13 protein-coding genes and 1 tRNA gene are annotated in these 23110 nt (G+C 62.5%); 8 read left to right on the forward strand and 6 right to left on the reverse strand.

The window, feature by feature from the left end; genetic code table 11:
* The first annotated feature begins 34 nt into the window (after nucleotides 1-34).
* From AC07OP_RS19885 to AC07OP_RS19915, 7 genes are all read left to right on the forward strand, one after another.
* Nucleotides 35-9040 carry a beta-propeller fold lactonase family protein gene (locus tag AC07OP_RS19885; protein ID WP_495102253.1) on the forward strand — a complete coding sequence of 3002 codons (9006 nt, stop codon included), beginning with the start codon at nucleotides 35-37 and terminating at the stop codon, nucleotides 9038-9040.
* Nucleotides 9041-9173: 133 nt separating this feature from the next.
* Nucleotides 9174-10847 (forward strand): TolC family protein, encoded by a 1674-nt coding sequence (locus AC07OP_RS19890; RefSeq protein WP_495102254.1) that lies wholly within the window; start codon nucleotides 9174-9176, stop codon nucleotides 10845-10847.
* Between the two features lie 62 nt (nucleotides 10848-10909).
* Complete coding sequence (locus AC07OP_RS19895) at nucleotides 10910-11683, forward strand: efflux RND transporter periplasmic adaptor subunit (protein ID WP_495102255.1); 774 nt, start codon at nucleotides 10910-10912, stop codon at nucleotides 11681-11683.
* On the forward strand, nucleotides 11680-13002 hold the full coding sequence (locus AC07OP_RS19900) for an efflux RND transporter periplasmic adaptor subunit (RefSeq protein WP_495102256.1): 1323 nt from the start codon (nucleotides 11680-11682) through the stop codon (nucleotides 13000-13002). The genes AC07OP_RS19895 and AC07OP_RS19900 overlap by 4 nt, the downstream gene beginning before the upstream one ends.
* On the forward strand, nucleotides 12999-15104 hold the full coding sequence (locus AC07OP_RS19905; protein WP_495102257.1) for a hypothetical protein: 2106 nt from the start codon (nucleotides 12999-13001) through the stop codon (nucleotides 15102-15104). The genes AC07OP_RS19900 and AC07OP_RS19905 overlap by 4 nt, the downstream gene beginning before the upstream one ends.
* Nucleotides 15105-15197: 93 nt before the next feature.
* Nucleotides 15198-15782 carry a biliverdin-producing heme oxygenase gene (locus tag AC07OP_RS19910; RefSeq protein WP_495102258.1) on the forward strand — a complete coding sequence of 195 codons (585 nt, stop codon included), beginning with the start codon at nucleotides 15198-15200 and terminating at the stop codon, nucleotides 15780-15782.
* A 459-nt stretch (nucleotides 15783-16241) separates the two neighbouring features.
* On the forward strand, nucleotides 16242-16814 hold the full coding sequence (locus AC07OP_RS19915; RefSeq protein WP_495102259.1) for an MFS transporter: 573 nt from the start codon (nucleotides 16242-16244) through the stop codon (nucleotides 16812-16814).
* Between the two features lie 211 nt (nucleotides 16815-17025).
* Here AC07OP_RS19915 and AC07OP_RS19920 read toward each other — a convergent pair whose 3' ends face one another.
* The 6 genes from AC07OP_RS19920 to AC07OP_RS19945 all read right to left on the reverse strand — a co-directional run bounded on the left by AC07OP_RS19920 (nucleotide 17026) and on the right by AC07OP_RS19945 (nucleotide 22779).
* A complete protein-coding gene (locus AC07OP_RS19920; protein WP_495102260.1) occupies nucleotides 17026-18834 on the reverse strand; it encodes a tyrosine-type recombinase/integrase in 1809 nt (602 codons plus the stop codon).
* A 232-nt stretch (nucleotides 18835-19066) separates the two neighbouring features.
* Nucleotides 19067-19142 (reverse strand) — tRNA-Gly (locus AC07OP_RS19925).
* Nucleotides 19143-19202: 60 nt separating this feature from the next.
* Complete coding sequence (gene pgsA, locus AC07OP_RS19930; protein WP_027603207.1) at nucleotides 19203-19763, reverse strand: CDP-diacylglycerol--glycerol-3-phosphate 3-phosphatidyltransferase; 561 nt, start codon at nucleotides 19761-19763, stop codon at nucleotides 19203-19205.
* 32 nt (nucleotides 19764-19795) lie between these two features.
* Nucleotides 19796-21619: an excinuclease ABC subunit UvrC gene (gene uvrC / locus AC07OP_RS19935; protein WP_027603206.1), complete on the reverse strand. Its 1824-nt coding sequence runs from the start codon at nucleotides 21617-21619 to the stop codon at nucleotides 19796-19798.
* A gap of 1 nt (nucleotide 21620) precedes the next feature.
* Nucleotides 21621-22262 (reverse strand): response regulator transcription factor GacA, encoded by a 642-nt coding sequence (gacA, locus tag AC07OP_RS19940; protein ID WP_003190387.1) that lies wholly within the window; start codon nucleotides 22260-22262, stop codon nucleotides 21621-21623.
* Nucleotides 22263-22413: 151 nt separating this feature from the next.
* On the reverse strand, nucleotides 22414-22779 hold the full coding sequence (locus AC07OP_RS19945; protein WP_495102261.1) for a helix-turn-helix domain-containing protein: 366 nt from the start codon (nucleotides 22777-22779) through the stop codon (nucleotides 22414-22416).
* An 82-nt stretch (nucleotides 22780-22861) separates the two neighbouring features.
* Here AC07OP_RS19945 and AC07OP_RS19950 point away from each other — a divergent pair, with 82 nt between their 5' ends.
* On the forward strand, nucleotides 22862-23101 hold the full coding sequence (locus AC07OP_RS19950) for a DNA-binding protein (RefSeq protein ID WP_495102262.1): 240 nt from the start codon (nucleotides 22862-22864) through the stop codon (nucleotides 23099-23101).
* Nucleotides 23102-23110 lie beyond the last annotated feature (9 nt).

Here is a 23110-nt window from a genome sequence, read left to right on the forward strand (position 1 = left end):
GCCCACCGCCCCTCTTTCTGCCAAGGATCCCGCCATGACTGCGCCCACCCTGCCCCGCTCCCCACGCCAGCACGCCCTGGCGCTGGCCCTTGAACCACGGATGATGTTTGATGCGGCGGCAGTCGCCACGGCAGTGGATACATCGGCCCAGGCCGAGGCGCAAAACCAGGCGCCCACGTTGAGCGCCGACGCCAGCGATGCCACCTACACCGTGGGCCAGAACGACACCAGCGGCGTGGCGGTGTTCACCCATGCCAGCGCCTCCACGGTGGAGACCGACCAGAGCTTCGACAGCCTGCAAATCACGGTAGACAGCAGCAACAGCAAGGAGGCCCTGGTCATCGACGGCCAGACCATCGCGCTCACCACTGAACTGAGCGGCGTGACCCAGAACAACGGCTACGCGTACGCCGTCACCACCAGCGCCGGCCAGACCACCCTCACCATCAGCCTGTATTCCTCGACCACCGCGGCCGACACCGCCGCCGACCTGCAAACCCTGGTGGATGGCATCCGCTACAAGGCCCTGGACACCAGCGTCGACAGCGGCACGCGCACCATCACCCTGACCAGCATCAAGGACACCGGCGGCACCGACGATGGCGGCAGCGACACCACCGCCCTGGCCATCAGCTCCAGCATCAGCCTGGTCAACGACACCAACCGCGCCCCGGTGCTGGCAGACGCCGGCGTGCCGGACCTGGCCCAGGCCACTACCCTCAAAGACCTGGGCAGCAGCCAGGAAATCGCCTATTCCAGCGACGGCAAGCATCTGTATGCCGCAGGCACCACCGGCACGCTGGTGACGTTTGCGGTGGACGAGCATGGCAACCTGAGCAGCGAGCAGGTGCTCAAGGGCGTGGCCAACTTGAGCAGCGTCAGCGACATGAGCCTGAGCGCGGACGGCAAGTCGCTGTATGTGTTGTCGGGCAGCAACCTGATCACCCTGGATGTGGGCAGCGATGGCCAACTGACCTATGCCCGCAGCAACTCGGTGGGCAGCGCGATCAACATTGCGTTGTCGTCGGATAGCCAACAGCTGTACCTGACCACCCAGTACGGCGGGATGCAGGTGTTCAATCGCGACACGACAACGGGCGCGCTGAGCAGCCTGCAAACCCTCGATGAAGGCAGCCTCGGCGGGGGGCGCAGCCGTACCGTCTACAGCACCGGTGAATACGTATTCGTGGTGTCCAACACCAGCCTGGTGACCCTGGTGCGGGGCAGCGACGGCAAACTGACCAAACTGTCCCTCGGCACGCTGGACATGGGCATCAGCAGCAGCACTGCCACCGCCCTCACCGCCTCGGCAGACGGCCAGTTCATCTACCTGAGCGACGCCAGCCGCGGCCTGATCCAGACCTTCCAATTGCGCGACAGCAGCGCTGGCAAGGAGTTGGTGCGGGTGGACAGCGACAGCCTCGCCGGGGTCGGCAGCCTGGCGCTGTCGGGCGATGGCAGCCGCCTCTTTGCCACCTCCAGCGCCGGCACCCTGAGCGTGTACCGCATCGGCGCGGACGGTAGCCTGACCCTGGCCGGCACGCTGGCGGATGTGCCGGGGGCGACCACGGTGAGTGCATCGCCCGATGGCACCTCAGTGGTGGTCGGCGGCACTAACTTGAACCGCTTCAGCGATATGCAAACCTACCTCACTGGCAGCGATACCACCGTGGCCAGCGGCGTGAACCTAGCCGACAGCAACCTTGATCGCCTCAACGCCGGTCAGGGCAACTACCTGGGCGCCAGCTTCACCCTGCAACGCAGCGGCACGGCGGATGGCAGCGACAGTTTCGGCCTGGCCAGTGGCAACGGGCTGACCCTCTCCGGCGACAAGCTGCTGCGCAACGGTGAGCTAATCGGTACCTTCAGCCAAACCAACGGCGTACTCACCGTGACCTTCAGCAGCCAACTGACCACCGCCGAAGCCAACGCCGTGCTGCACCAGGTGACCTTCCGTAACAGCACCGTTGCCGATGGCAGCGTGATCAGCCTGAGCCTGGTGGCCAACGACGGTGAACTGACCAGCCAGGTGCTGACCCTGGCCCTGCTGGCCGGTAACAACAGCGCGCCGACCCTGAACACCAGCGTCATCACTCCGGTGCCCTACGACACCGCCAAGGCGCAGACCGCGCTGTTCAGCGACACGGCAGTCAACACCGGCGAAGTCGGGCAGGCCTTGCTGTCCCTGGATGTGACGGTGACGGGTGTGTTGAACGCCGCCAACGAATACCTGGTGGTCGACGGCACCCGCATCGACTTGGCCACCTCGGCCAACGGCACCACCACCAGCGGCTACAGCTACAGCTATGTGCGCAGCGGCGACAGCGCCACCCTGCGCATCAGCCGCGACAGCGGCATCAGCAGCAACGCCGTGCAAAGCCTGGTCAACGGCATGGCCTATGTGAATGACAGCAGCGTGGCCGTGAGCGGCAGCCGCACCTTTACCCTCGCCACCTTGCGCGACAACGGCGGCACCGCCAATGGCGGCGTGGACAGCCGCGACGTCGGCATCAGCAGCACCCTGGCGATTGCGCTGAACAATGCCCCCCAGGCGGAGCTCGACCTGAGCGTCAATTCGCGCCTGTATTACTTCAATGGCAGCCTCAGCGGTTACAGCGACTACGTCAGCGGCGTGACCCTGTCAGCCGATGGCAAGACCCTGCTGGTGCTCGGCACCAGCGGCAGCAACAGCAGCGGCACCAGCTACTTGCGCGTGTACAGCCGCGACCCGCTGACCGGCGCCCTGACCCTGGCGCAAAGCTTCACCCAAGGCACCACCGACAACCCGGCCACGGCCGCCATTGAAGTCGATGGCCTGAACACCATGAGCAGCCTGACCGTATCGGCCGATGGCGGTTCGGTGTACGTGGCGGGCTACAACAGCGCGGGCGCCAACCTGCTGCTGTTCCAGCGCGATTCCGCTACGGGCTTGCTGACGTTTGTGTCCGTGGTTGCCCAGGGCAGCAGCGGCCTTGACGCGGCGATCAGCGAGATCGTGCTGTCGGCCGATGGCAAGTCGCTGTACACCATCAACGGCGTCAACGCCCATGACGCGGCCACTGGCAAAAGTGGGGTGGCGATGTTCAGCCGCGACACCACCACTGGCGCGTTGACGTTTATCGGCTCGTACCTGGGGGGCAGCGCCGCACTGGGGTTGAATGCGCCAACCGGCCTCGTGGTGTCGGCCGATGGCACCTCGGTGTACATCAGCAACGCCAGCAGCTCCATGCTCACCGTGCTCAAGCGCGATACCGCCACCGGGGTGCTCACCTATGTCGGTGTGGTAACCCAGGCCAGCATCGCCGCGAGTGCCGACGCGGCCAACCAACCGTCCGACACGCGTTATATGCAAAACCTGCAAGACGTGGTGATCTCGCCGGACGACAAGTTTGTCTACGTGACCTCTGGCAGCTATGCGTTTGTCTCGATCTTCCAGCGCCAGGCCGATGGCAGCCTGAGTTACGTGGGCTCGGTGGACGCCTACCCCCTCGCCAACTCCCTGGCCCTGCGGGAAATGGCCCTGTCCGCCGATGGCTCGGCGCTGTACGTGAGCACCTACGGCGGCCAGTCGCTGCTGGTGTTCAGCCGCGACAGCCAGACCGGCAAGCTGACCTTCGTGGAAAACCTCAAGGGCAACAAGAACTACAACCACCTGGCGGTGAGCAGCGACGGGCTGAATATCTACACCGGCACCTCGACGTTCATCGCCGGGCTGGACGTGCTGAGCGCAAAAGCCAACAGCACCTACATCACACAAAAACCCACCATCTTCACCGCCAGCCTGGGTTACGGCGACGTCGATATGGACGCACAGGGCAGCTACCTGGGCGCCAGCATCAGCGTGGTACGCAGCGGCGGCGCGTCGGCCGATGACGTGTTTGGTTTCAGCGCCGGCAACGGCCTGAGCCTGGTGGGCGGCAAGATCATGCTCGACGGCCAGGCTATCGCGGACGTGAGCAACAGCGGCGGTACGCTCAAAGTTACCTTCACTGCCGCCGTGGACAAGACCCAGGTCAACCAGGTGCTGCACCAGTTGACCTACGCCAACAGCGCCGCGAGCCAGCCGGCGCGGGTTGACCTGGTGGTGAGTTTCAGTGATGGCAGCAAAAGCGTGAGCACCGCGCTGGTGCTGATGCACGCCGAAGCACCACCCGTGGACCCGGCCGAACTGCCGAGCATCGGCGGTGATTCCGGCTCCCTCGAGTACGCCGGCACCACTGCCGAAAGCGTGCTGGCCGGGGCGCGGGACAGCGTGGTGTCCAGCGATGGCAAGTTTGTGTACGTGGTGAGCATTGCGTCTGAAGGCGGCTCGTCGGCCAGCGTGTTCAGCCGCGCGGCCAATGGCAGCCTGACCTACGTGCAAAGCCTGTCGGATGCGTCCATCGCGGGCCTCGCCGGGGCATTGAAGGTGCAACTGAGCAGCGACGGAGCCAGCCTGTATGTGGTCGGCAATGACGCCAACAGCCTGGTGGTGTTCAACCGCGACAGCAGCAGCGGCCAACTGACCCTGGCCACGACCCTCGCGGGCGGCGACAGCCAGACCATCACCAGCGTCGCCAGCCAAGGCAGCCTGGTATTCGTCGGCGGCGCCGATCAGGTGCGGGTGTACCAGCAAGCCAGCAACGGCCAACTGAGCCTGCTCGGCACCTACACCGATGGCGTCGCGGGCATGGACGGCCTGCAAGGCGTGGCCCAGATGCTGGTGTCGGCCGACGGGCGCTTCCTGTTTATCGGCGCCAACGGCGACAACAGCATCGCCACCGGCCTGGCGATCAACAGCGACGGCAGCCTGAGCCTGATCAACAGCCTGGCCGGCAGCAGCGCCGACAGCAGCTATTTCATCAAGGCCCTGAGCCTGTCCGCCGATGGCAAGAGCCTGTATGCGCTCAACGACGACACCCAGCAAACCCTGCAAGTGCTGGCCATCGGCGCAGACGGCCGCTTGAGCCTGGTCAGCAGCGTGGACGTGACGGGCGTCACGGATATTCAGGTGTCCGCCGATGGCAGCGCGGTGTTTGTGATTGGTAGCCAGATCCAGGTGTTCAGCCGCGACAGCAGCGGCAACCTTACCCAACGCCTGAGCTTTGGCAGTTGGGACAACCCGTGGAACATCAGCTTTTCCGACCTCACCAGCTTGAGCCTCAGCCCTGACGGCAAGCAGCTGTACATCAGCGGCTCGGTGAGCTGGAGCGAAACCCTGATGACCCTCAATGTCGGCCTGCCCGACGTCACTTACACCGAAGGCGACAGCGCCGTGGTGCTGCTGCCCAGCGGCCACCTCTCCGACGCCCAGTTGGATGCGGCCGACAACTACAACAACGCCAGCCTGACCATCAGCCGCGACGGCGGCGCCAACAGTGCCGACACCTACACCTTCATCGACGGCAACGGCTTAAGCCTGGTGAACGGGCAAATCCTCAAGGACGGCGTGACCATCGCCCAATTCAGCGATGCGGGCGGCGTACTGAGCGTGACCTTTATCGCCAGCACGACAGCAGCGGACGCACAAAACGTGCTGCGCCAAATTGCCTACCGCAATAGCAGCCAGGACCCTACGGCCAACGGCAGCACACCAAGCCTGGCGATTGTGCTGGATGACGGCGACGGCAATACCGCATCCGCGCAGGTGAAGGTCAACCTGATCGGCATCAACGACCCGGCAACCCTCGACAGCACCGTGCTGGACCCGACGCTGCACGAGGACGATGAATTCGTCAGCCTGTTCAAGGACACCGTCATCGACACCATCGAGGCTGACCAGCCGATCTGGCATGTGGTGCTGACCCTCGACGCCGCCAACGCCCACGACCTGCTGCGGGTGGCCGGGGAAAAAATCGACCTCGACACCGCCACCAGCGGCACGCGGCAGACCCCAAGCGGGCTGTCCTACAGCATCAGCATCAGCGGCAATGTCACCACGGTGACCCTGTACCTGATGCGCTCGGCCAGCGACACCGCCGCGCTGATCGACAGCATTGGCTTCAACAACAGCGGTACCGACCTGGGCGGCACCCGCACCATCGGCCTGAGCATCAACGAGTACAGCAACAGCGCCGGCGAAACCCGCACCACCCTGGCCGAGAGCGTCAAGGTGAGCCTGGCTGGCCCCACCGAAACCAACACGGCACCAAGCCTGGACAACAGCGGCAGCGTTACCTACACCGAACGCGGCGATGCAGTGGCCATCGCGCCCAACGCCGTGGTGCACGACACCCAGATGGACCGTTTCAACAACGGCCTGGGTAACTACAACGGCGCCACCCTCAGTGTGACCCTCGGCAGCGCCACCAGCCTGGACAAGCTCGGTTTCAGTGCTGGCAACGGCCTGACCCTCAGCGGCACCGCGCTGCAAAAGGACGGCGTGACCATCGGCGAGCTGAGCACTGCCAATGGCGTATTGAGCATTCGCTTCAATGACGACGCCGGCACGATTCCCACCACCGCCGATGTGCAGAACGCCCTGCGCCAGATCACCTATGCCAGCGACAGCCACACACCCGCAGCCAGCGTCAGCCTGAGCGTGACGCTGAGCGACCGCAGCCTCAGTTCCAGCGTGCTGGCGCTGACGCTTAACATCACCGCGATCAACGATGTGCCGGTGGTGGGCAAAGACCCGCTGCTGTCCCAGGGCGACCTGGCGATTGTGCAGAACCTGAGCCAAATACCGGGCCTTGGCAACCTGACCGAAGTGAGCCTGTCGCCGGACGGGCGCAGTGTGTACGTGAGCGACGGCAGCGGCGCCATCGCCCTGCTCGCCCGCGACCCGGCCACCGGCAGCGTGAGCTATGTGAAAACCCTGACCAACAGCGGCCTGGAGTCGGTGCAGCAACTGCTGGTGTCGGCCGATGGCAGCCAAGTATATGCGCTGGGCGGCGACACCTTGGTGGTGTTGCAACGCGACACCACCAGCGGCGAACTGAGCCTCAAGCAAAGCCTGAGCAGCGACGACAGCAACAACTATTCACTGTTCAACCCCATCAGCGTGCAGGAGTCGGCGGACGGCAAAAACCTATACCTGTTGACCGACAGCGGCGTGACGATCTTCAGCCGCAGCAACGGCCAATTGAGCTACCTGAACAACCTGGGCAACGATGCCTGGTCGGCGCCTTATCAGCATCAGCCGGTGGCACTAGTGACGGCAGGTGACTATGTGTTCGTGGTCACCGACCCGAGCGCAAGCGACTTTGCCAATACGCTGATCGCTTACAAGCGCGATGCCGATGGCAACCTGAGCGTGGCCGGTTACGTGCGCGACACCCAGGCCGACAGCACGGGCAACACCGTGTCCATGGCCAACCCCAAGCACCTGGCCGTGTCAAACGATGGGCAACTGCTCTACGTGGCTGGCGCCAACTCGATCCAGATGCTGCGCTTCAACCCGGCCGACGGCAGCTTTACCGACCTGGGTATTTTGGCCAACGGCCTGGCCACGGTGAACGATATCCAGCTTTCTGCCAACGGCGAACTGCTCTACATCACCGGCGCCGACGGCAGCGTGCAACGCTACAGCACCGCTAATCAGGGCCTGACGTTGATCAACAGCGTGGCGGCCAGTGAGGCGCCGGCACTGGTCAACGCCTCGGTAATCGGGCTCTCGGCAGACGGCGGCGTCGTGGTGTTGGGCAGCGGCATCGCCGTGCTGCATGCCGAAGCCATGGCGCCGACGCCCTACGAAATTGGCGCGGCGCCGGTGACCTTTACCGAGCACCTGGTGCTGTCGGATGCGGAACTGGACGCGGCGAACAATTACCAAGGCGCGAGCATCAGCGTCAGCCGCAACGGGGGCGCTGTGGCCGATGATCACTTCGGCTTTGTCGAGGGCAATGGCCTGCGCCTGGTAGATGGGCAGCTGCTGCAAGGCAGCAGCGTGCTGGCGAGCTTTGTCGATAACGGCGGCACCCTGACCGTTACGTTCAGCGCAGGCGTGAGCAGCGCCCAGGCCCTGGCGATCTTGCATCAAATCACTTACAGCAACAGCGCGACCGCCACCGCCAACGGCGCCTTGGTGCTGAGCGTGGTGCTCAACGACGGCGAGAACAACAGCCAGGCACAACAGGTCACGTTGCAGGTGTTCAACCCCGACGCCAACCTGCCACCGCAAGTCAGCCCCGACGCCTATGTGCCACCGAGTGCCGAGGCCGGCAAGCCCTACCAAGTGGTGCTGCCCACCGACCTGTTCAGCGACCCGGACGGCGATGTACTGACCTTGCGCATGGATGGATTGCCCGAGGGCCTGCGCTTTGATCCGGCCAGCCGCACGCTGTCGGGCACGCTGGCGTCCACAGGTACGCTGACCCTGACCCTGGTGGCCAGCGACCCGGCTGGCGCCAGTGTGTCGCGCACGTTGGTGTTGGAGGTCAAGCAGGCAACGGCGCCGGTGGTGAATGCCGAGCCGCAGAACACGGTGACGCCGGTCGTTCCCGGCCAGCATGGTGGCTGGATCGCCCCAGCGCCGATGCGCGGGCAACCCGCAGCCGATGTGGGCCGTGGCGTGCAACCGGGGTTTGCGAGCCTGCCTCTGGAGGCTGCGCCACTGCCAACCTGGCTGGGCCTGGGCAGCGTCAGCGGTCTCAACGACCACGATCCGGCAGGATTGGAAACGCCCCCTACCCTCAGCCCGCTTGGCGCCCTGCGCCCGGTGGAGCGCGGCAGCCTGCTCACGCGTTTCCAACTGCCCGACAGCATTGCCAGCCATAGCAGCGCGACCTTGCGCCAGGCCGATGGCAAGCCACTACCGGCGTGGATTCGCTTCGACAGCCGCACCGGTCGCATCCAGGTGGAAAGCCGCCACCTGGCCGACCTGCCGCGCTTGAAGCTGCACCTGGAAACCCGGGACAACCAGGGCAACAGCGTGCAGATTCCAGTGGAGTTGCACGTTGAAGACGCCTCCCCCGCCAGCGCCGAGGCAGCACCTGCGGCCGACACCCACCAGGCCACGCTGAGTGCGCACCTGCAAGCCAGCGGCCAAAGCGGCCTGTTGGCACGCAGCCAGGCGTTGCTGCGTGCGCTGTTTGGCGGCGACGACAAAAACGCGGCCTGATCCGTGCGGGTTCATTAAGCATTCTTAATGAACCCGACATGGCCGATGTTGCGAATAGTTCTTATCTTTGCCACCGCTGCCTCACGCCACACCAAGATGGCGGCCTGCACCGCACTTTTTCAGGGGAATACATGTGATCAAGCAGCAACCGCTCGCCCAACGCCTGCCGTTACGTCTCGCTATCGGCCTGGCCGCACTCGCGCTGAGTGCCTGTGCGGTGACACCCGAACCCGAGACACTGGACCAGCAGATCGCCCAGGCCAGCGCCGACCGCGCGAAAATGTTCAACGGCCAGGAACCGGTGACCCGGCCAATCAGCCTTGAAGAAGCCATAGCCCGCGCCGTGAAGTACAACCTGCAACAACGCCTGGGCCTGATGGAGCGGGCGCTGGAAGACAACCTGCTGGATGTGCAGAACCTCGACATGCTGCCCAAGCTCGCCGCCCGTGCAGGCTGGCGTGGACGCGACAACATTTCCGCGTCGTCCAGCGAGTCGATCCGTACCGGCAACCAGTCGCTGGAACCGTCCACCAGCCAAGACCGCAGCACCCACAGCGCCGACCTGCAAATGTCGTTCAACGTGCTCGACTTCGGCCTCGGCTACTTCGGTGCCAAGGCCCAGGCCAACAAGGGCCTGGCCGCTGAAGAGCGCCGCCGGCGGATCGTCGCCGACATCATTGCCCAGGTGCGCAGCGCCTATTGGGAAGCGGCCACCGCCGAGCGCTTGAAGCCCGAAGTGCAACAGGCCCTGGTGGATGCCCGCAGCGCCCTGACCAATGCGCGCCAGACCGAACAACAACGCCTGCTGGCACCACTAGATGCACTGCGGTTCCAAAAGGGTTTGCTGGAAATGGTGCGCCAACTGGAAGCCGTCGACGGCGAACTGGCCAGCGCCAAATCGCGCCTGGCGGCTTTGATGAACCTGCCGCCGGCCACCGATTACCGCCTGGTACTGCCCAACGATCAGCAGATGAACCAGCCGACCCTGGCCTACAGCCTGGATGACCTTGAAGCCATGGCCATGGTCAAGCGCCCGGAAGTGCGCGAAGAAAGCTACCTGGCGCGCAACGCCGTGCTGGAAACCCGCTCGGCATTGCTGCGCCTGCTGCCGGGGGCATCGCTGTTCGTGGGCAGCAACTACGACAGCAACAGCTACACCGTGAACAATCGCTGGGCCGACGCCGGTGTGCAGGTGAGCTGGAACCTGATGAGCGTGCTCTCCTACCCGGCCATCACCCGTGCCGGCGAAGCCCGCAGCGCAGTGGCCGATGTGCGTCGCCAGGCCTTGCGCATGGCGGTGCTGACCCAGGTGAACGTGGCGTGGCAGCAGTTCCAGCAGGCCAACACCCTGTTTGATCGCTCCAACGAATTGCAGCGCATTCAGCGCGGCATCCTGCACCAGACCGAAAACGCCGTACAAAGCGACGCCCAGACCCTGGTCGAACGCGTGCGTACCCGTACAGAGACGGTGTTGGCCACGCGCATCCGCGACCGCAGCTACGCCCAATTGCAAAGCGCCTACGGTGCGGTGTACCAGGCGGCCGGCCTCGACCCGCTGCCGGCACGCTTGGCCGACAACAGCGTGGCGGCCCTGAGCCAGGCGATTGCGGACAACAGCCTCGCCCTGGCCCAAGGCAAGACGCCCGTACCGCACCTGCCGGGAATCAACCAGAGCCGCGCGGCCATCGCGACAGCCGCCCCTACAGCGCCGCGCCCAGTGAGCGCCCCGCTCCAGACCCTGGACATGTGGAACAGCCTCGGCTCCCTGCAAGGTGCGCCGGTGGTTCCCGTGACCCAGAAGCGTTGACTGCCACCCCGGCCACTGCACAGCGGCCGGGGCTTACCCGATTGACCGAGACCCACTCCCCCATGCTTAGCCTTCGCCGTATCACGTTGCCCCTGTGCCTGTTATTCACCGCCATGGCGGTCGCGGCGCAGGAGCCAGCGCCGTTGCAACCGCCCACTGCCCAGCCCGACACCCAACCGCAACTGCGCGTGCAGCTCAGCGCCAGCCGGCGCACGGTGTTGTCCAGCGAACTGGCGGGCAAGGTGTTGGAACTGGACGTCAAGGAAGGCGCCAGCTTCAAGAAGGGCCAGCGCTTGGTGACCTTCGACTGCGCGGTGCATCGCGCCCAGCTGAACCACTCCATCGCCGCCGAAGCCGCCGCCAGCAAGAAGCTGGACGTGGCGCGGCGCCTGGACAAATTGCAGTCGATCAGCGTGTCTGACCTGTCCCAGGCCCAGGCCGACGCCAACATGGCCCGCGCGCAAAGTGGCGTGGGCCAGGTGATGGTGCAGCGCTGCGCGATCAACGCGCCGTTTTCCGGACGGGTGGCCGAACGCAAGGCACAACCCGGCGAGTACGTGGCCGAGGGCAAGGAGCTGCTGGCGATCTATGATGACAGCTCGTTCGAGGTGGAGTTGATCGTGCCGTCGCACTGGATGGTGTGGCTCAAGCCAGGGCACACCTTCAAGGTACGCCTGGATGAAACCGCCCAGGAGTACCCGGTCGAAGTCACGCGCCTAGGCTCGGTGATCGACCCCATCAGCCAGTCGATCAAAGTGTTCGGGCGCATCACCAGCAACGACCCGCAACTGCTTCCCGGCATGAGCGGCAATGCCCTGCTCGCCCCCCAATCATGAGCCCCAACAACGTACTGGCCGACCTGCTGCAACTGGAACAACGCCTGCGCTCCGCCACGGGCCTGCAAGCCTTGGGCTTTCAGTTGGTGAACGACACGCGGCTGTTGCTGGACTATCGCCAGGCATTGCTCTGGCACGCGGGCGAGCAACGCTGGCAGGCACTGTCGGGGCTGGCGGTGGTGGAGCGGGATGCGCCTTTCCCGACTTGGCTGGGGCAGCTGTGCAAGCACTGGCAGGCTGCCGAGGACGCCGGGGTGATACACCCTATCGACCGCCACGCGCTCACGGCCGCCGATGGGGCGATCTGGGCCGAGCATTTGCCCCAGGTGTTGCTGTGGCTGCCGATCAAAAATCCCAAGGGTGAGCTGTTGGGTGCGTTGTTGCTGGCACGCGAACAGCCGTTGACCAGCGCCCAGCAGCACCTGCTAGAGCTGTGGCTGAATGCGGCCGGGCATGCTTGGCAGGCGCTGGTCAATCCGGGGACAGGCCGTTTGATCAAGCCCGCGTTCAAGCGGCGCCAACTGCTGATCGGCGTGGGTCTGTTGCTGGCGTTGCTGCTGATCCCGATTCGTCAATCGGTGTTGGCCCCGGCGGAAATCGTCGCCCTGCACCCCAGCGTATTGCGCGCACCGATGCAAGGGGTGGTGGAACGGGTACTGGTGCAGCCCAACGAAAGCGTAAGCGCCGGCCAGCCGCTGGTACAACTGGACGCCCGCGAGCTGCAAAGCCGACTGGAGTCGTCGCGCCAGGCGTTGTCCATCAGCGATGCGGAGTTCCGCCAGGCCCAGCAGCAGGCTCTAAGCGATGAGCGCAGTAAGGCCAGCCTTGCCGTCTTGCAGGGCCGGCGCGAACAAGCACTGAGTGAGGTGGCGTTTTTGCAGGAAAACCTCAAGCGCACCCTGATCACTGCGCCCCGCGCCGGTGTGGCCGTGTTTGATGACCCCAGTGATTGGGTTGGGCGCCCGGTGTCGCTGGGCGAGCGCATCATGCTGGTGGCCGACCCGCAGCAGACCCAGCTGGAAATCCTGTTGCCGGTGGGTGATGCGATCGAGCTGCAACTGGGCGCCGAGACCTTGCTGTTTCTTAACACCGCCCCCTCGGCGCCGTTGCCGGCCACCTTGCAGCGCTTGTCTTACCGCGCCAGCCCGACGCCCGACGGCGGCATGGCCTACCGTCTCAAAGCTGAATTCGACAGCCCCGACCCGCGCCTGCGCGTCGGCCTCAAGGGCACAGCCAAGGTGTATGCCGGGCGCACCAGCCTGATCTACTTTCTGCTGCGCCGCCCACTGGCGACCGCGCGTATCTGGCTGGCCCTGTGAAGCTGCCGCCGCTGCGCCAGGAGCTGTTATTGCATGAGGGCCCGCAGCATCGTGACGGTTCGCCGTCGTGGACCCTGGAAGACCCCACCCGCGGCCAGTTCTTCCGTTTGGGCTGGCCCGAGGTGGAGATACTCGGGCGCTGGGGGTTGGGCGAGCCCGAAGCCATTGCCCAGTCAATCAACGCTGCCACCACCTTGGCGCTGGGCAAGGACGACGTTGAACAGCTCAAGGCTTTTTTGCACAACAACCAGTTGCTGCAAAGCACGGGCGATGAAGACAACGCTCGACTTGCACGCATTGCCCAATCACAAAAAACCGGCTGGGGCCGCTGGCTCCTGAAGAACTACCTGTTCGTGCGGATTCCGCTGGTGCGTCCGGACCGCTTCCTGGCGCGCAGCCTGCCATGGGTGCAGATGTTCTACAGCCGCACGTTTTTGCGCCTGACCGTGGGCGCCGGCCTGCTGGGGCTCGCGCTGGTGGCGCGGCAGTGGGACAGTTTCATCCACACCTTCCTGCACTTTTTCACCCTGGAAGGCGCCGCCCTCGCCGGCCTGACCCTGCTGCTGACCAAGGTGTTGCACGAGTTGGGGCACGCCTATACCTGCAAGCGCTTCGGCGGTCGCGTGGCAACCATGGGCGTGGCGCTGCTGGTGATGTGGCCGGTGCTGTATACCGACACCTCGGGCGCCTGGCGCCTGCGCAGTCACCAGCAACGCTTGGCCATCGGTGCGGCCGGCATGCTCGCCGAGCTGAGCCTGGCGGCCTGGGCCACCCTGTTGTGGAGTTTCCTGCCCGACGGCATGTTGCGCAGCGCGGCGTTCATGCTGGCGACAACTACCTGGGTGCTGACGCTGGCGATCAACCTCAGCCCGTTCATGCGCTTTGACGGCTACTTTTTGCTGTCGGACCTGTTGGGAGTGCCCAACCTGCAACAGCGCGCCTTTCGCCTGACACGCTGGCGCCTGCGCGAGTGGTTGTTCGCGTTCAACGAGCCGCGCCCGGAGCGTTTCGAGCTAGGGCTGGAACGCACGCTGGTGGTCTATTCGATTGGCACCTGGATCTACCGGTTCTTTCTGTTTTTGGGCATCGCCCTGCTGGTCTATCACTTTGCCTTCAAGCTGTTGGGCATCCTGTTATTCATTGTCGAGATTCTATACTTCGTGCTGCTACCCATCTTCAACGAACTGCGCGAGTGGTATGCGCGCCGTAAGGACTACCGTATGAACCGCCATGGCGTAATCACCTTGCTGGTACTGGGCGGCACGTTGCTGCTGGGCTGCATTCCCTGGAGCAGCCGCGTGCACGCCCCCGCCCTGCTGCGCGCCGAACAGCAGGCCGGGCTGTATGTGCCGGTGGCGTCGCGGTTGGCCGGCATTGAGGTACAGCCGGGGCAACGGGTGCAGGCTGGGCAGGCGTTGTTTCGCCTGGAAGCGCCGGACTTGCGCCAGGAGTTGCAAAGCCTCGACCGGCGCATCCTGACCCTGCAATGGCAAAACAGTTTCCAGGTGCTCAACCGCGAAACTGCCGCCAACTTGCTGGTGGTGCGCCAGGAGTTGGCCGCCGCCCGCGAGCGTCAACAGTTGCTGCGCCAACAGATGAGCCACCTCACGGTATACGCGGCGTTCGACGGCGTGCTGGCCGATCTCGCCGAGCCGCTGGAACCCGGTGAATGGCTGGCCGCCGGCGAGTGGCTGGGCACATTGGTGGGGGCGCAAGGCGGCCGGGTCGAGGCGTTCGTCGAGGAGCAGGATCTGGCGCGGCTACGCCCCGGCAGCCGCGCGCGGTTTTACCCGGAAAACCTGGCGTATCCGCCTGTGGACATGAATCTTGAAAGCCTCGGCCAGACCGCCGTTCGCCGCCTCACGTCCACCCCGGAACTGGCCTCGGTGTATCAAGGCGCGATTGCCGCCACCCTGGATCACGAACGCATCCCCCTGCCGGAAAAGGCCTTGTACCGCGCCCTGCTGCGTCCTGATCCGGGCAGCCCCACCCCGAGTATGAGCCTGCGCGGAACGATGCTGCTGGAGGGACAATCGCAGAGCCTGGTGATGGGTGCCTGGCGCCGGGTAATGGCGGTGCTAATCCGTGAATCGGCATTCTAGGGCTTTGTATGAAGCGTTCTTAATGGTTGGCTGATTGTCGATGGGGTTGCCGGTTAGCCATGATTCCGGCCTCTTGATCAAACAGGTGACAACATGACCACTCAGACCCTCGAAGCCCACGTCTCGCGTGCCAAACGCATCAAGGCCGCCACCACCCGCGACCACGACAACATCAACGAACTGGTGATGCAGGCCAAGCCGTTTGACAGCCACGACCGCTACGTCCAGTTCCTGCAACTGCAGCACATCTTCCACGGCGCAATCGACGGCCTGTACAAAGATGCCGAACTCAACCGTCGCCTGCCGGGCCTGAACGAACTGCCGCGTTTCGACGCCGTGCGCAGCGACCTGGCGGACCTCGGCCAACCCCTGCCCGCAGCCCCAGCACCCGCTGCGGTGAACGGCCCGTTCGAAGCCTTGGGCTGGCTTTATTGCAGCGAAGGCTCCAACCTGGGTGCGGCGTTCCTGTTCAAGGAAACCCAGCAACTGGGCTTGAGCGAAAACCACGGCGCCCGCCACCTCGCCGCCCACCCTGGCGGTCGCGGCTTACACTGGCGCCAGTTCATCGCCCTACTCGACAGCCAGGAACTGGATGCGCAGCAGGAGCAGCAGGCGATCCAAGGCGCGATAGATGCGTTTGATTTTTATCGGGCCCAGGTGCGGAACGTATTTGTTTAATTACATCGCCTATTCCCCCTGCGATAACCGCTAGAACTGAGTTTGCGCATCCTCTCCAGGTGCGCCCCGCTCGCCTGCGAAACACCCATCGTTTTATTCCTCGCGCCAATGGCGCGCGCTGCATTCATGACTGACTCCCACCATGTGAAACATTGGCGCGCCAGGATCGCGAGCGCTGTATGCGGTCCTCAATATCTCTCTAGGATCAAGGCAGATCCATCAGGGCGGGGACACGCTGACCGCCCCCCTCGACGCAACTAAAAGGCATTGGCGGCCCATGTCCGCCAATGCCTCAGCAATCAACAACAATAATTAGACAAGGCACCCATTAACAATAACGAGCGCTATGCGTTGGAAGACTCCGTGCCTGTCCATACGCCGCCTGAGGCGCCTTTGGTCAAGCCGGAGGCAGCCACAGCGGCCACAAAAAGAAGTCGCTATCGATTCCTGATCCTAGCCGTGATCACCATCGTCCTTGCCTTGAGCAGCGCCGACCGTGCAGCTATTTCGGTGGCAGGCTCGGACATGAGCAAGGAGTTGGGCATCAGCTCGGTGAAAATGGGCTATCTGTTCTCGGTCTTCCGTTGGGCCTATGTGATCTTCCTGCTTCCGTCCGGCTGGCTCACCGACCGGCTCGGCTCGAAAAAGACCCTCGCGGCGGCCATCGCCATCTGGTCGGTGTTCACCATCGCCATGGGCCTGGTGCACTTTATCGGAATGGTAGTGCCGCTGCTGGCGCTGCGCTTTTTGCTCGGCATTACCGAATCCCCCGTGGGGCCGGGCTGTACGCGGGTTATCGCGTCCTGGTTTCCCTCCTCTGAACAGGGCATGGCCGGCGCGATTTTCAACAGCGCGCAGTGCACTTCGCTGGCGCTCTTTCCCCCCTTGATGGACTGGCTGTGCTACCGCTCCGGCTGGGAATACGTGTTCATTGTGATGAGCCTTGTGGGCCTGGGGATCGCGGTGGTGTGGTGGAAGGCTTGCTACCTGCCGGTCAGGCATCCAAAGATGAACGCCGCCGAGCTTGAATAGAGTCGCGCCGGCGAAGGGCTGGTGGCCTCTATCCCAGCACTGTGCGGACTCATCGGCGCCATCTAATCCGGGTTCTTTTCGGATACTTTGACCTTCGGCAGTACCTCGACCGCTTTGCGCCTTCCCGTCAACGAGCCTTCGGGTGACAACGGGAGCTCGCCGGACGCAATCAAATCAGTGGCAAGCCCCGTCAGCACTCGAAGATGGAACATTAGATCGAGTTCAGGGCCCTGCAGACAATCCGCGCGGTAATTTCGAAATTATCCATGGTGAGTCCATCGATTGGCGAAAAACCTTTTAGTCGCTCATGAGGTTTACACAGCGTCCGATATATCCTCCATGCATCCACATCCGGAGACCGCGTTAATAGCGTGAGCACCAACTTGTGCCGTAACGGATCAAGCTGCCAATCCGGAAGCCGCAACCCCCTATTCCCTAGACTGATAGCCAACAACCGGCTCGCTTTGATCTCGCGACTCACCTGTTCCCTTGACATACCCGCCAAGCGAGCAAACTCCGGTACCGTCAAATTAGTTGGTGCTTCGTACGCCGCAAGCATTGCCAGACGCTCCCGCTGTATATCCGAAACCACCGGTGCCTCCACGCTCATCTGAGGCACCTGAAGGCACTCAGCAACTCCCTGCTCAATATGCCTCGCCTCAACCCTTTCCGACGTAACTCCCACGTCATACACCATCGAACCACTGGCTGCCCCCACCGCCTCCGGCAATGAGGCCGTCCCCTCTAGTCGAATCGTAAGCGGTGAGCTCGCAGCATCGTGTTTATCCTGCGCCCACAACTCCAACCGATTCGCCCAATCCTGCATCATGGTCCGCCGCTGCTCGACATACCGAGCGTGGTTATAGGTCGCACTGACCTGGTCAGGATCAGCATGGGAGAGCTGCGCATCTATCCAGTTTTTAGGGTAACCAATCTCATGCAATGCAGTGGAAATCGTTGCACGCATGCCATGACCAGTGAGCTGATCAGCTAAGCCCATTCGATGCAGTGCGTTGTTCAACGTGTTCTCACTGATACGTAGCTGCAGGTTGCTACGATGCGAGAACAGAAAGCGTTGCGCAGGCACAACCTGATCGAGCAGGTAGCGCACAATTCCCAGCGCCTGCACCGACAGCGGAACGATGTACGGCGGCATCTCATCACCGGCCTTATCGCGCTTGCGCATCTTCACCTGGAGCTGCTTAACCACCTCAGGTGGAATCACCCACAGCTGCTTTTCCAGATCGAACTGATCAGGCGTGGCGTAACGCAGCTCGCCCGTCCGAACACCGGTCAACAGCAGTAGACGAAGCCCCAGCTTTGTCTGTAGCTGGCCACCATAATTGCGAATTCTCGAAAGCAGTTCCGGCAGTTGCTCCATCAACAAATAAGGGTTGTTCGCCACCGGCGGCTTGGGCAGCGCCACCACATCAAGGTCGGAGGCAGGATTGACTTCGAGCCCTTCGACTTTCACCAAGGCATAGCGAAACAACTGGTTGAACCAGGTGCGGCATTTTTCGGCCATGGTGAAGGCTTTTCGCTGCTCGATGACACTGATGACGCCCATCAGGTCGTGGCGGGTAATGCCCTTGATGGGGCGTTCGCCGAGGGTGGGCAGGATGTCTTTTTTAAAGACTCTGAGGATTTGTGAGAGCGTGCTTTGACGTCCTTCCTTTAGGCTCAACCGGCGTAGGTCGACCCACTCGTTGTACACCGCTTCAAAGGTTTGCTTTACGGCAATCTCAACCTCATGGCGCTGTTGCTTGCGGTGCTCACAGGGGTTGATGTTATCAGCCAACAATCGTCGTGCTTCGTCACGCCGAGCACGTGCCTGTTTAAGACTGATTTCAGGGTAAGCGCCGAAAGACATGCGCTGTTGACTTCGCTTCCAGTAATAACGGAACAGCCAAAGCTTACTGCCCGACTTGGTCACCCAAAGAGATAGGCCATCAAAATCGCCGAGAGTATAGTTTTTACCGGTAGTCCGGGCATGCCGGATTGTGAATTCCGAAAGAGGCATGGTGAGCTCCTATAAGAGAGTCAGCACCTGATGCTCGTCTGAAGACCTGAAAGGACCCAGCAACAATACGAATTCGAGTCTGTCGTAATGTTGTACTTAATCCTGTACTTGCTCGTACTGGATTACCCTGGACTCCCCCGGCTTTCAGTAGTTTTCCGCAGCAACGCAAAAAGACGCCTAAGCGTCTATTTCGCGGATCCCAGCGCCCAATGGACATCTGTGGATCAATATTTGGAGCGGGAAACGAGACTCGAACTCGCGACCCCGACCTTGGCAAGGTCGTGCTCTACCAACTGAGCTATTCCCGCTTGGTGATGCGCATTCTATAGAATCCTCAGCACCCGTCAACCCCTTGATTCAAAAAAGTTTTATTTCTTTTCAACGGTGGTGCGCAGATGCGGCCAGGCGGCGCGCAGATATTGGAGCATCGACCACAGGGTCAGGCCCGCGGCGATCAGCAGCAACGCATAACCCGTGAGGACCCAGAACGAGAAGTCCGACGGATTGGCCAGCAGGATAACCAGCGCAAGCATTTGCGCGGCGGTTTTCCATTTGCCCATGTTGGACACGGCCACGTGGGCGCGGGCGCCGATTTCGGCCATCCATTCGCGCAGGGCCGAGACGACGATCTCGCGGCCGATGATGACCGCTGCCGGCAGGGTCAGCCACAGGTTGCCGTGTTCCTGCACCAGCAGGACCAACGCGACGGCCACCATGAGCTTGTCGGCCACGGGGTCGAGGAACGCGCCGAAAGGCGTGCTTTGTTCCAGGCGGCGCGCCAGGTAGCCGTCGAGCCAGTCGGTGGCGGCGGCAAAGGCAAACACTGAACTGGAAGCCAGATAACTCCATTCGTACGGCAAATAGAACAACAAAATGAAAATAGGGATGAGCAGGACGCGTAGAACGGTGATCAGATTAGGGATATTCATCGGCACAACTGGCTACGAGGTGGAAAGGCATTCTATTCGCTATGCAGATTCGCATAAATCAGCTCAGCGAGCTTTTTACTGATACCGGGTGCTTTGGCTATCTCGTCAATGCTGGCACGGGACAGCTCCTGCAAGCCACCAAAATGTTTAAGCAAGTCGCGACGCCGCGTCGGGCCTACCCCTGCCACCCCTTCCAGGGTTGAGGTTCGCCGGGTTTTGCCACGGCGGGCGCGGTGGCCGGTAATGGCAAAACGGTGGGCTTCGTCGCGAATCTGCTGGATCAAATGCAACGCGGGTGAGTCGCCCTTCAAAGTGAACTCATGGGCGGCATCATTCAAGTACAACGTCTCGAAACCCGCCTTGCGCGTCGTGCCCTTGGCCACGCCCAACAGGATCAGGTCAGGCACCGCCAGCTCATTGAGCACGTCGCGGGCCATGGACAGCTGGCCCTTGCCACCGTCGACCAGGAGGATATCCGGCAACTTGCCCTCGCCATCCTTCAACTTACTGAAGCGGCGCGTGAGGGCCTGATGCATGGCGGCGTAGTCATCGCCGGCGGTGACGCCTTCGATGTTGTAGCGCCGGTAATCGGACTTGATCGGCCCTTCCGGCCCGAACACCACGCAGGATGCCACCGTGGCCTCGCCACTGGAGTGGCTGATGTCGTAGCACTCCAGGCGCTGGGGCGGCTCCTCCAGGTTAAGGACCTCAGCCAGGGCGTCAAAGCGTGCGGCGACGTGCTGTCGGTTGGCCAGGCGCGCGCTCAGGGCTTGCTCGGCGTTGGTCACCGCCAGTTGCTGCCAGCGTGCGCGGGTGCCACGCACGCGGTGGCTGATGTCCAGCTCGCGGCCGCGCAGTTCGTGGATGGCTTCGATCAACGCGGGGAAGTCTTCGTGCACCACATTGACGATCAACTCCGACGGCAGGTCGCGCTCGGGGCTGCTCACGTAGTATTGGCCCAGGAAAGCGGCCATGACTTCAGCGACCTCCTCGTCAATACCGGTCTGCGGAAAGAAGTTCTTGCTGCCCAGCACTCGCCCACCGCGCACGCTGATCAGGTGCACACAGGCACCGCCCGGATTGACGAAGGCCGCGATCACGTCGACGTCGCCGGTGCCGCCTTCCATGCTTTGCTGGTCCTGGACACGGCGCAGCAGCGAAATCTGGTCGCGCAGCTCGGCGGCCCGTTCGAAATCCAGGGTGCTGGCCGCCTGCTCCATGGCGGTGGAAAGCTCATCGGTGAGGGCATTGCTGCGCCCTTCGAGGAACATCACCGAATGGCGTACATCCTCGGCGTATTCGGCCGGCTCAACCAACCCCACACAGGGCGCCTTGCAGCGCTTGATCTGGTACTGGAGACAGGGCCGGGTGCGGTTCTTATAGAAGCTGTCTTCGCACTGGCGCACAAAAAAGGTTTTTTGCAGCAGGCTCAGGCTTTCACGAATGGCCCCGGCGCTGGGATAAGGCCCGAAGTACTTGCCCTTCGCTTTCTTCGCCCCACGGTGAATGCTCAGGCGTGGGAAGTTGCCGTCGGATAAAAACACATAGGGATAGGATTTATCGTCACGCAGCAGAATGTTGTAGGGCGGCCGCCATTCCTTGATCAGCGTCTGCTCAAGCAGCAGCGCTTCGGTTTCGTTGGCGGTGATGGTGGTTTCGACCTGGGCGATACGGGCCACCAGGGCGGCGGTTTTCGGCGCGAGACCGGTCTTGCGAAAGTAGCTCGCCAGACGGCTCTTGAGGTTTTTGGCTTTGCCGACATAAAGCAGGCGCGCCTCGCTGTCGAACATGCGGTACACGCCAGGGCGGCCACTGCAGGTTGAGAGAAAGGCACTCGGATCAAACGGTGTGGTCATGTCAGGCGCTGGCGTCCACCATGCCGTGGCGCACCGCGAGCAGGGTCAATTCAACATCACTGCTGATGGCGAGCTTCTCGAAGATGCGATATCGGTAGGTGTTGACGGTCTTGGGCGACAGGCACAGCTTGTCGGAGATCGTCTGTACCTTCTGGCAACCGACGATCATCAGGGCAATCTGGATTTCCCGCTCCGACAGCGCATCAAACGGCGAGTCGCTGGTGGGCTGGAAGGACTTGATGGCCAATTGCTGGGCGATCTGCGGACTGATATAGCGCTGGCCGGCAAACACCAGGCGAATGGCCTGGACCATTTCCGCCAGGCCCGCACCTTTGGTGAGGTAACCGGCAGCGCCAGCCTGCAGCAGGCGTGTCGGAAACGGGTCTTCCTCGCACACAGTCACCACCACGACCTTGATGTCCGGATGGCTGCGCAGCAATTTGGTCGTCGCGCCAAGACCGCCGATGCCAGGCATCTTGACGTCCATCAACACCACATCGGGTTTCAACTCCCGGGCCTTGATCAGGGATTCCTCGCCTGACTCGGCCTGACCGACTACTTGCAGGCCATCGATGTCAGCCAGCATTCGTGTAATGCCTGTACGAACGAGATCATGGTCATCGACTACTAGCACCCTAATCAAGCAGACACCTCGCGAAATGGTCTTATAGGTTGCTGAACACCTTAGCAAAAAACCAAGGCACAGACCTAATAGCACGCGTCATATAGAGAGAGATTGATTGAGCGACAGCCAACCGCCGGGCGGCGGATGGCTCATTTTGCTGGGCGAAGGGTCAGGAATCCTGGGGCTGGGGCTTGGGTTTTCCATTCATCGCAATCGAATGCTCGGCCAACGTCGAGGTCAGGCGACGGATCGCAGCCTGGTCTTCCTTGAACATTGCGCGATAATCCCCGAGGACTTTCTCTTCAATCTGGCTCAGATTCTCCAATTGAATCGGCGTGGCTGCGCCGGTCAACACGTAAAGCACATCCACGCCTCTTTCGGCGACACGAGACAGGTAATCCGCTTTAGGCGCACGCCCTCCACTTTCATATTTACCTTGTGCGTTGGCTTCAACGCCTCCGATTTCACCAAACATTTTTTGCGACAGGCCAAGCCGCTCCCTTTCTTGCCGTAAACGCGAACCGATTCCACTCATTTGGATGTATGATCCTATTTGGCACACCCCAAGAGGTGACACATTCATCTCTTCATTAAACAAACTTGAACGGTTTTGAACTATGCCCGGAATCCGTACCGCTGCACAAGCCAAGGCCTGGCTGGAACATCAAGGAAAGTCAGTTCAAGCGTTCGCCCGTGAACATGGCGTAGATCCGGCAACCACCTATCAAGTGCTCGCTGGGCGCAAAAAGGGACGGCGCGGGGAAGCCCACAAGGTAGCGGTCCTTTTGGGCATGAAAGAAGGGATCATCCTTGCTGAGACGGGAGACCTGAACAACGATCAGGAAATCGGCGCCTGAGGCCAGTAT

This window comes from Pseudomonas sp. GW821-FHT09D08, from assembly GCF_059416305.1.

Coding starts and splice junctions, on each gene's coding strand:
- AC07OP_RS19920 (WP_495102260.1), bottom strand. CDS start 18,834: ATGCCTCTTTCGGAATTCACAATCCGGCATGCCCGGACTACCGGTAAA.
- AC07OP_RS19945 (WP_495102261.1), bottom strand. CDS start 22,779: ATGAGTGGAATCGGTTCGCGTTTACGGCAAGAAAGGGAGCGGCTTGGC.
- AC07OP_RS19950 (WP_495102262.1), top strand. CDS start 22,862: ATGCCCGGAATCCGTACCGCTGCACAAGCCAAGGCCTGGCTGGAACAT.
- AC07OP_RS19895 (WP_495102255.1), top strand. CDS start 10,910: ATGCTTAGCCTTCGCCGTATCACGTTGCCCCTGTGCCTGTTATTCACC.
- AC07OP_RS19885 (WP_495102253.1), top strand. CDS start 35: ATGACTGCGCCCACCCTGCCCCGCTCCCCACGCCAGCACGCCCTGGCG.
- pgsA (WP_027603207.1), bottom strand. CDS start 19,763: ATGAATATCCCTAATCTGATCACCGTTCTACGCGTCCTGCTCATCCCT.
- AC07OP_RS19910 (WP_495102258.1), top strand. CDS start 15,198: ATGACCACTCAGACCCTCGAAGCCCACGTCTCGCGTGCCAAACGCATC.
- AC07OP_RS19900 (WP_495102256.1), top strand. CDS start 11,680: ATGAGCCCCAACAACGTACTGGCCGACCTGCTGCAACTGGAACAACGC.
- uvrC (WP_027603206.1), bottom strand. CDS start 21,619: ATGACCACACCGTTTGATCCGAGTGCCTTTCTCTCAACCTGCAGTGGC.